Source organism: Photobacterium chitinilyticum (genome assembly GCF_004104355.1).
Classification (GTDB): domain Bacteria; phylum Pseudomonadota; class Gammaproteobacteria; order Enterobacterales; family Vibrionaceae; genus Photobacterium; species Photobacterium chitinilyticum.
The window spans coordinates 470,839-477,788 of sequence record NZ_RJLM01000003.1; the positions used below are offsets into that span (position 1 = coordinate 470,839).

8 protein-coding genes and 2 pseudogenes are annotated in these 6,950 nt (G+C 46.2%); 4 read left to right on the forward strand and 6 right to left on the reverse strand.

What is annotated here, in order from left to right; genetic code table 11:
- Positions 1-162: 162 nt before the first annotated feature.
- Positions 163-495, forward strand: a complete 333-nt coding sequence (locus EDI28_RS11020) for a hypothetical protein (protein ID WP_128783896.1) — start codon at positions 163-165, stop codon at positions 493-495.
- Here the strand turns inward: EDI28_RS11020 and EDI28_RS11025 are convergent.
- Positions 438-989, reverse strand: coding sequence for an NAD/FAD-utilizing enzyme (locus EDI28_RS11025; RefSeq protein ID WP_128783897.1), 552 nt, complete (start codon positions 987-989; stop codon positions 438-440). The two genes, EDI28_RS11020 and EDI28_RS11025, sit on opposite strands and share 58 nt — an antisense overlap.
- Positions 990-1,216: 227 nt before the next feature.
- On the opposite strand from EDI28_RS11025, the gene EDI28_RS11030 reads away from it, so the two are divergent.
- Positions 1,217-1,399, forward strand: a complete 183-nt coding sequence (locus EDI28_RS11030; RefSeq protein ID WP_128783898.1) for a hypothetical protein — start codon at positions 1,217-1,219, stop codon at positions 1,397-1,399.
- A gap of 33 nt (positions 1,400-1,432) precedes the next feature.
- Here EDI28_RS11030 and EDI28_RS11035 read toward each other — a convergent pair whose 3' ends face one another.
- Positions 1,433-2,689, reverse strand: coding sequence for a D-amino acid dehydrogenase (locus EDI28_RS11035; protein ID WP_128783899.1), 1,257 nt, complete (start codon positions 2,687-2,689; stop codon positions 1,433-1,435).
- A 125-nt stretch (positions 2,690-2,814) separates the two neighbouring features.
- Here EDI28_RS11035 and EDI28_RS11040 point away from each other — a divergent pair, with 125 nt between their 5' ends.
- Positions 2,815-3,729, forward strand: a complete 915-nt coding sequence (locus EDI28_RS11040) for a LysR substrate-binding domain-containing protein (RefSeq protein WP_128783900.1) — start codon at positions 2,815-2,817, stop codon at positions 3,727-3,729.
- On the opposite strand, the gene EDI28_RS11045 is transcribed toward EDI28_RS11040, so the two are convergent.
- Together EDI28_RS11045 and EDI28_RS11050 are read right to left on the reverse strand one after the other, a co-directional pair.
- Entirely contained in the window at positions 3,718-4,653 is a 936-nt protein-coding gene (locus EDI28_RS11045) for a 3'(2'),5'-bisphosphate nucleotidase CysQ family protein (RefSeq protein ID WP_128783901.1), read from the reverse strand. The two genes, EDI28_RS11040 and EDI28_RS11045, sit on opposite strands and share 12 nt — an antisense overlap.
- A gap of 3 nt (positions 4,654-4,656) precedes the next feature.
- Positions 4,657-5,637, reverse strand: a complete 981-nt coding sequence (locus tag EDI28_RS11050) for a phosphotransferase (protein ID WP_128783902.1) — start codon at positions 5,635-5,637, stop codon at positions 4,657-4,659.
- A gap of 287 nt (positions 5,638-5,924) precedes the next feature.
- On the opposite strand from EDI28_RS11050, the gene EDI28_RS11055 reads away from it, so the two are divergent.
- Complete coding sequence (locus EDI28_RS11055) at positions 5,925-6,380, forward strand: tetratricopeptide repeat protein (RefSeq protein WP_128783903.1); 456 nt, start codon at positions 5,925-5,927, stop codon at positions 6,378-6,380.
- 274 nt (positions 6,381-6,654) lie between these two features.
- On the opposite strand, the pseudogene EDI28_RS11060 reads toward EDI28_RS11055, so the two are convergent.
- Positions 6,655-6,801: pseudogene (locus tag EDI28_RS11060) on the reverse strand (ABC transporter permease); the annotation flags it as partial.
- Positions 6,802-6,810: 9 nt separating this feature from the next.
- Positions 6,811-6,950 (reverse strand): annotated as a pseudogene (locus tag EDI28_RS11065) (IS3 family transposase); the annotation flags it as partial.

Consider the following 6,950-nt stretch of genomic DNA (forward strand, 5'->3'; position numbering starts at 1 on the left):
GCATCAAGCTGTTCGTGATTTGCCACCAGTTATTTAATTTCTATCGTAAAAATTAATGCGATACCCAATCGTTCCCAATTCACTGATGTTGGCAACACGGAGAACCTCCCATCACACTGACCGCTCACACACTGTAAGCAAAATTATCGCTCGGCGATACGCTTGGCGCATCCCATAGAAACTAACTGTTTTGAAGTGGTACAGATCACCAGCAGCGGCACCATGGCCATGGCCATGGCAGTCAATGCAGGTATTCAAATGGACCAAGCTGATAGAGGAAAGCGTCCGCCGCTGGTACTGTTGGTACTGGTCGCCCTGATGGCCAGCGAGGCTGAGTATATTTTCCAGCTCGGGACATCTTCTTTAATGGTTGAGGGTTTTAATTTACAGGGGAGGCCTACACGCCTCCCTTTTCTCTTCTCTGACACGGTATTGCACTACGGCAGAGTACGTTTCATTTTCTCCCAGTTATTTTGGGTTGTTATCAGCCAATGAGGTGGAGACTTGCCGATACCCGCAGGTTTCAGCTTATCATGCGCTAACGTTACATTTGCCAGTGTGATTTCCTGATTAGGCTCCACATCCACCATCAACACATGTTTACCTTGCTTCAATACCTGCTTAAAACGACGGAACTGATAGTGCAACTCCTGAATTCCGAACAACCCACCTTCCCAGGTAATGAATCCCAACATGACAATAGCTAATATCACAAAAGGAACCCAACCTACAGTTTCCGTCACGCCAGAAAAAAATGCCGCCAGAAGTACACAAGCAGCGGCGCAAACACCGACAACAGCGCCAATCTCTATCGAGTGAATAATGTCATTGCGCATAACTGCCTTCACAGGGTGAAGATGACTCGCAACCTCGGTGTCATTATCGGTAAGTACGTGAATTTGAGGTGGACTGATACCACTTAGTTCCAGTTCATACTCCACCAATTCCAGATCGTCCAGATCATCGCTAATGTAAAAGACCCGTTTCATTTATGGCCTCCGAACATTGAATTCCAAACTGAACCGTTGTCCCATCCATTCATAACGATGTCAGTGATTTAGCAGCAATATAAAAAACTACTCGTAGTTAAATTCTAATACACATTCAGCCGAATATTTTATATCACTGACATTTCTCTGACTGTTACCTAACAATCACCAAAGCAAGACCGTCTATACTCGCTAGATCTAATGTTAAATTGAACCATATCGCTGCAATGAAAAAACAAACACTGTTTAGCTTACTCCTGTTTACCCTGTTCCTCGGTGGCTGCCAGCTAACCCATGTAGAAGGTAAAGTCGACGGCGTGAACATCAAGGCAACCACGGATGAAAGTAACAACAACCACAGTAACGGCAGCTTCTGCCCGCCAGGCCAGGCAAAGAAAGGCAACTGCTAATCAATCCCCCTTAACGAACTTCATCTTGTTTTGTTAGGGGGCATAACGAAATACATCCAGACCATCAGGATCGATATCTGTGCTGCGGCCACTAACGATATCAGCCAGCATTTTTCCCGAGCCGCATGCCATCGTCCAGCCTAGCGTGCCGTGGCCGGTGTTGGTAAACAGATTGGCAAAAGATGTTTTTCCTATTACCGGCGTCCCATCCGGCGTCATTGGCCGCAAGCCACTCCAGAATTCTGCTTGGTTGATATCTCCACCTTCCGGAAACAAATCCTTAATCACCATCGCGATGGTCTCCTTACGCCGCTTGGTCAGGCTAAAATCAAACCCCGCCAGTTCAGCCGTGCCTGCCACCCGAATACGATCGTCAAAACGCGTCATCGCTACCTTGTAGGTTTCATCCATCACGGTAGAAAGCGGCGCTGCTGTTTCATCTGAGACTGGAATCGTCAGCGAATACCCCTTAACCGGATACACCGGAAGATCAATCCCTAACGGTGACAGCAGCGACGTAGAGTAGCTGCCCGTTGCCACAACATACGCATCAGCCGTTAACTCTCCGGCGCTTGTGGTTACCGACGAGATCTTGCCATTATTCTGATTGAGGTTTTCCACCTCAGTATCAAACATAAACTTCACTCCGGCCTGCTTCGCAAGTGCAGTCAACTGCTGACAGAAAAGGTAGCAATCACCGGTTTCATCATCCGGCAGGCGCAAGCCTCCGACAAGCTTGTGCTTCACCTTGGCCAGAGCCGGTTCTGCCGCAATACAAGCTTCAACGTCAAGTTCTTCGTATCGGGTTCCACTATCAGCCAATACCTGAATGTCTTTGGCAACGGCTTCTATCTGGGCTTCAGTGCGAAACACCTGCAACGTACCCTGCTGCCTGCCTTCATACTGCAAGTTATGTTGTTGGCGGAGATCCAGCAGGCACTGACGGCTATAGTTAGCGACTCGCAACATCCTGGCTTTATTGATCTGATATTTTTTCTGGCTGCAGTTCGCCAACATTTTAGACGCCCACAGATACAACTCCGGTGATACTGATGGCCTGATTTTCAATGGCGCATGCTTTTGCAACAACCACTTCATCGCCTTTACCGGGATCCCCGGTGCCGCCCACGGAGATGAATAGCCATACGAGATTTGCCCGGCATTAGCAAAGCTTGTCTCTTCTGCGCTCTTGGGCTGTCGTTCCACCACAGTTACATCATGTCCGCCCTGTGCCAGATACCAGGCTGAGGTCAAGCCAATCACACCACTTCCTAAAACTATCACTTCCATCTCACGGCTCTCTAATTTGCAGGCGACTTAATGGAACGGAGAATGCGTTATTTACATTTACATAACAATCGATAATATTTAACAGCTGTGTTTAGTTTTACTATAAGCGTGCAAGAGAGCGTTTCATGCAACCGATTAAAACCAGTACTTTGTCTGGTCTGGCAACCTTTGATATTGCCGCCCGTTACGGTAGCTTCACCCAGGCCGCCGAACACCTGCACATTACCACCGGAGCGATAAGCCAGCAGATCCGTCAGTTGGAAAAACAGCTTAATTTCACTTTATTTAACAGACACTCACGAGGGATCCGATTAACCGAGAAAGGACAGCAGCTGTACAATGTGGTTAGCCAGAGTCTGGGCGATATCAATCAGACAATCACTCAGCTTCAGCTACCCGCCGCAGAGGGAGAAGTCCGTCTCAAGCTCACACCTTCATTTGCATTCAAATGGTTGGTTCCAAGACTTCAGGATTTCTATCAACAATACCCAGAAGTCAAAATACAGACCTTTGCCGAAGGCGCCTTAGTTGATCACCAAGACACCAGCTTTGATCTGGTGATTGACTACTGCCGCCAGCCACCAAACAACGGAATCCTGCTGCTAAACGAGGACCTGTTACCGGTAATGAGCCCTAGCTACAGGGACAAGTTCGACTGGAAGAGCAAAACATGTTGGGAAACGGCGGTATTACTGCATGATGCAATGCCGTGGCGGGATGCTCGTCAGGACTACGAATGGCATTACTGGTTCACTACGATGAAGATCACGGCCAACAGCCAGCAAGGGCATTATTTTAACCGCACCGACATGGCAATGGCAGCTGCAGAGGCCGGGCTCGGGGTCGCGATGGCACGCTGTGCCCTGATCAAAGGGGATTTTGCGGCCGGTAAGCTCGTATCCCCGTTTAAGCCTGTTGCTGCCAATGCCGGCTACTATCTGATCCGGCACCGAGACAATCAGGCAATATCTTGCTTTGTTGACTGGCTCTCCAACCAAGTTAAGGGCATTGATAACCAGAGACTTTTCTCATTTGAATAAGTGTGTACTAGCAGCTTCCTGTAGGAATGCGTTGCCTTCAATCCCATTGAGATACAGCACACCTTTGTGATTCATGAAATTAGAATCCGTCCGATTAAGATCCAAAGGCTCACCGTTAATATTACTGACCCACAACCGTGATGACGCCCGGGCTATCGCAGCCGTTGCACTGAAGTCCCATAGGCTACCACCACCTTTCTGTGCCTTGGGTAGTTTGAGGTAGCACGCGGGAGCATGCTCAAACACACCGATCGCGTTCATGACAGCACCGCAGTTGGTCACTACGTTCAACTCGTCATAACCATGGCTCTTTACCAATGATGCCAGACTTTCAATACAAGATGCATAGCGAGGATCAGCCTTAAAACTACGGTCGATATACAAGGTGAAGTGCTGACTATTGACCTCGGGTAACCAGAGCTGGCTGTTTTTCAGCAATATTTTTCCATCGACATCAGGCTTTTCATCAGAAGTATTTACATTGAGAGCCTGATAAGTATCACCTGTAACTGGGTTATGGACCACGCCAATCACAGGTTCGCCAGATTGACTGACCAAGGCGATAGAAACGGCAAAACCAGCCGACCCTTCAATAAACGGCAACGTCCCATCGAGCGGATCAATACACCAATAATAAGCTTTCTGAAACCGAGGATGGCCGCAAACATTGTCCTCACTGGCATTTTCCTCACTAAGAACAGCCAAATCATAGTGATCGATACTGGGTTGGAGCACATCGAGAATTATCGTCTGACTATCGAGATCAACCTGGGTCACGACTTGCGAACTCAGGCTGTTGCCTGCAGCCTTGCGATCAACCTGCAACAGCGAGCGATCAAAGGTGGAAATATAACATCCGGCTTTTAAGGCCGCTTCAGTTGCCAGCGCCAATAGCTGCTCTAACTGCGAAGTGCAAAGTTCCATTAGTTACCTCAATTGCGCCAATGCATGCAGGGTTAATCCTTCGGTATAAGCATTGATCTTCCAGTGCTCCGGGCACCAACCTTTGACAAATCGCTGAAAGTCAGCCCATGCCACACAATAAAGTGGCCGCCATGCTTGCTCAATAAGATTGGGATCAACATCTGGTTGTAACTCAGCAACAGCTTGCCTAAGCTCAGAAAAATAATGATCAAGCAAGCCAGGCACGCGCGCTTCACACTCGGAAAAAGAAACACTGCTACTGATGAACAAGATGACATCTTTCATGCCACACCCTTTACCTACATACTGAAAGTCGACACCGGCAACACGATCGCCTTGCGGCGTAAAACAAAAATTGGCAAGCTTGGCATCCCCATGCACCAAGGTCTGATAGCGGCTGTGCCTGAGCGTAAGATCGATTTCCTCTGCTGAATCTTTAAGCGTTCTATCAGTCAATGCCGCCAGCTCATCGGGTCGAGTGTCCAGATGCCAGTATGTCCCTATTTCCCACAAGCCATCCGGTTCGACATCAAGGTAATAAGCATGAAAATAGGCCAGCCAGCTAAGACAAGCTTTAACCTGAACCTGTCCGACTTCCTTATAAACCTCAGTAAAACCAAGCGCTTTCAAATCTTCGAGAACGAGTAATATTTCATTATCCTGCTGTTCGACAAACAGGCACTTCGGAACAGGGCTCTGCTCGGAACAATCATTAGCAAAATTCTGATACCAGTTTACTTCCACTTGATAGGAAGTCAGCTTGCGTTGATGTGATATCGCCGTATTCCAGCCTCGAGGATGCTGTTTAGGCTGTGGCAACTTGATATGCTTAACGATCACCGACGAATGCCGGCAGTTATTTAGCGAGGCTCGAAAAAGTTCACCGTATCCTCCCCACAATGATTGGATCAACTGCGTTTCGGCAATGCTCTCGGCTCCCGTCACCTGAGCAACTTTACGCAAAATATCGGTAGAAATGGTCATAGCTAATCCGCAGAGGAAGTTCGTCGCTCTAGTGTACAAAATTCTGCCGAACACCGCCTTCTCTAAGAAGGAGACACCCGAAATCGTATAAAAAACCAGCAAACAATCCTTTTTTCGTGATTTTCTCCTCATTTTTACGACTAATTAAGCGTCTGAAATCACAAATAAATTACAAAAAGCAAAAACTAGCATATTGATTTAATATCACTTTTAAATATTTGGTATTATTTTATTATCTTTTTTTGATCTGTTATTTTCATTGCTCACTTTAATATTTGAGCTAGGTTATGACAAACAATACGACAAATTTATCCATCGATGAAATTGAAGATAAATTAACAAGTTCTTCAGTCACTGATGAATTTCTATATAAGCTAAAAAATGCCTCATCTGATAATGCAGACATCGCAGAAGTATTGTATCAATATTATCTTGATGTAAATGATTATAATAATGCGATTTTTTATTTAGAGCTAGGTGATAAGTTCAATGACAGCTACGCACAACTCTATCTCGCATCTCTTTACCAGCAAGGAAAACACTGCCTAAAAGATGAAGTACGAGCCCTGACACTGTTCGAACGTTCTGCTCAAAACGGCGAATCTGAAGCCCAATACGAGCTGGGGGCTAACCTGCTTCTAGCGGCTAGCAGCCAGGAAGAGATTGAGCAAGGGGCCTATTGGCTTAATGAAGCTTTCCTCAATGGCAATGATGATTCCAAAGAACTCCTAGATTCAATCTAAAACTTTTAAATAATTAATAAAAAGAAACACATAACAGGATAAATAAAAAAAGAAATCAACTGCGCTAACTTCAAAATCGACAAAAGTATATCAAACAGTACTATATTCCCCATTGCATAAAGGGGAATATGGCATTATTCGCCTTTCCTTTTTACAAAATAAAGCCCATTCAAAAAACAAATGATATCATTTTGTTTCTGGCAATTACCCTCTCGCAATATACCTTCCGTCTATACCATTTAAAATGACCAGAATAAATATTAAAATCAGCATATTAAATGGTCAGCTGCCCATAGCGATTAAAGGCATATCGACTCACTACAGCCAATGAAGTGGCGACAGACAAAGTCGCAGAGATAAATATCGCCACCATGATCACGAGCTGATACTTAACAGCCAACAACGGCTCGGTGCCGCCCAGGTGAAGTGGTCAAGTAAAACTGGCCACGGTTTTATGGGTGAGCCAGAAGCGGCGCTCTGACTCGTTCGGTGTTAGCCCACCATTGTATTGATGTGGCCTGACTTGGCTGTAGTATCCGGTAATGTAATTGATTATCGAGGCCTTGCCCT